Source organism: Kitasatospora sp. MBT63 (assembly GCF_000710465.2).
GTDB lineage: Bacteria > Actinomycetota > Actinomycetes > Streptomycetales > Streptomycetaceae > Kitasatospora.
Genome location: NZ_JAIZ01000628.1, coordinates 53,572 through 54,811, shown reverse-complemented (window position 1 = coordinate 54,811; position 1,240 = coordinate 53,572). Strand labels below are relative to the sequence as shown.

At 75.1% G+C, this 1,240-nt stretch carries 2 protein-coding genes; one reads left to right on the top strand and one right to left on the bottom strand.

All coding sequences use genetic code 11. The features are described from left to right. Nucleotides 1–463: DNA-binding transcriptional regulator (locus AA75_RS48255; protein ID WP_149038516.1), on the bottom strand; the 463-nt coding region annotated here is incomplete at its 3' end. A 253-nt stretch (nt 464–716) separates the two neighbouring features. Between AA75_RS48255 and AA75_RS32975 the strand changes: the two genes are divergently transcribed. Next, nucleotides 717–1,037, top strand: a complete 321-nt coding sequence (locus AA75_RS32975) for a hypothetical protein (protein ID WP_033824005.1) — start codon at nt 717–719, stop codon at nt 1,035–1,037. Nucleotides 1,038–1,240: the final 203 nt, after the last annotated feature.

Sequence of the window (1,240 nt, the reverse complement as noted above, 5' to 3'; positions counted from 1 at the left end):
CGGGGCGACGCCCCGGGCGCGGGCCGGCCTCGCCATCGTCGTCGTCAGGGACCTCCGGAACCTCCGGGGCCTGCGGGGTCTGCCCGGCTGTGTCCTGCGCAGCCGTCCTCTCCACGGTCGTGTTCTCCACGGCAGCGGGCGGAGCCGTCTGCGCGGCGCGGGCGGCGAAGGCGGACGGCACCTCGGCGACGGTCGCCTCGGCCGCCGCCGGAACCGGGTGCTGCTGCGCCCAGCCCTCCAGCAGCCTGGCGTACGCCTCCAGCCTGGGCGGGCGCGGCTCAGAGCGGCCCGCCTCCCAGTTCTTCACCGTCTGCGTCGTCGTCCTCAGCACCTGGGCCAGCCGCGCCTGCGGCACCCCCGCAGCCTCCCGCAGCCGCGCCCGCTCCGCGGGCTCCGGCAGCCGCGGACCACTGTCGTGCAGCAGCGCGTCCACCGCCGCGAAGAGCTCCTCCTGCGTAGGCATCACAGCCTCACCCCCACCACCCACCCTAACCCACCTTTAACCCTGAAACATTCAGCCTCCCCGGTCGCGAACGAGTGAACTGCCATGCTCATCACGACAATTGGCTGACCCTCACCATCCTGCTCTTAACCTTGGAGGAGGCACGGCGGGCGGCCCGGGCGCCGACGTCCTCCGGAGCACGGCACCACAACCTGCCGCTGTGGCAGCCCTACGGCCCTGCTTGAGCCGCCCGCCAACGGGCAGGCTGTCCGGCATGTCGGATCGCCGCAGCCGGGCCCGCTCCCTCGCCCTGATGCCTCACGCCGCCATCGGCCGCCAGCCGCTGCCCGAAGGGCAGGCCCGGCGGCCACTCCCCGTCCCCGGGCCACCCCGTCCCCGCAGCGCCCCCGACACCCACCACACCGCCGCGGCGCACGACATGGCCCGCACCTGCGAGACGGAGCGGCCCGGCACGGCAACCGGGACGGCGCAGCGGTGCTGCGCCGTCGCCCGCACCCGCCGGGTCCTGGAAGGCGGCGGCTTCATCCTCATCGACGTCCACGCCCCGCACTGTCCCGTCTGGAGCGCCCGCTGACCTTGCCCGGAGCCCGACGCGCCCGGGCCGCAGGCCGGCCGGATGCCGGCGAGCTGCACCACCGCGGACGCCGCCCGGGCCTCACACAGGGGAGACGGACCGGCCGCACCGCGCGTGCGGCGGTGGTCCGGGCCGCCCGATGGGTGGGAATTTCCGACAAAGCGCCGGGTATCCGCGGTGGGGGCCGTACATTCGGATGCTAG

Excerpts from the sequence above, each read along its gene's own strand:
- AA75_RS32975 (WP_033824005.1), top strand. The coding sequence starts at position 717 with ATGTCGGATCGCCGCAGCCGGGCCCGCTCCCTCGCCCTGATGCCTCAC.